1 protein-coding gene is annotated in these 530 nt (G+C 57.7%); it reads left to right on the top strand.

Annotation, left to right across the window (positions count from 1 at the left end; all coding sequences use genetic code 11):
- Positions 1-478, top strand: a 478-nt coding sequence (locus tag C3418_RS23960; RefSeq protein ID WP_146054136.1) for an RNA-guided endonuclease TnpB family protein, incomplete at its 5' end; no start/stop codon positions are given.
- Positions 479-530 lie beyond the last annotated feature (52 nt).

Raw genomic sequence — 530 nt, 5'->3', positions numbered from 1 at the left:
CCGCCGCGATTACCTTCACAAGGTCACAACGACTATCAGCAAAAACCACGCGATGATCGTCATTGAGGATTTGAAGGTTGCCAGCATGTCAAAATCAGCAGCGGGCACGACCAGCCAGCCGGGGCGCAACGTCCGGGCAAAATCAGGGCTGAATCGTTCGATATTAGATCAGGGCTGGTTTGAGCTGCGCCGCCAGCTCGAATATAAGCAGGCATGGCGAGGCGGTCAGGTGTTGGCGATAAACCCGGCCTACACGAGCCAGCAGTGCGCCTGTTGTGGGCATACTGCGAAGGATAACCGCCAGACGCAAAGCCAGTTTAAATGCGCTGCGTGTGGTTATGAGGCGAACGCCGATGTGAACGGCGCTCGCAATATTTTAGCGGCGGGACACGCCGTTTTAGCCTGTGGAGGCGTGGTGCAATCAGGCCGCCCGATGAAGCAGGAACCCGGTACTGCGCGAGCAGCTATCACCCAGTAATGGGAATCCCCCTCCTGTGACGCGAAGCGCTAAGGTGGGGGAGGATGTCAAG

The organism is Aeromonas sp. ASNIH8, assembly GCF_002919855.1.
Classification (GTDB): Bacteria; Pseudomonadota; Gammaproteobacteria; order Enterobacterales; family Aeromonadaceae; genus Aeromonas; species Aeromonas caviae.
This window is presented reverse-complemented; position numbering and strand designations above follow the sequence as displayed.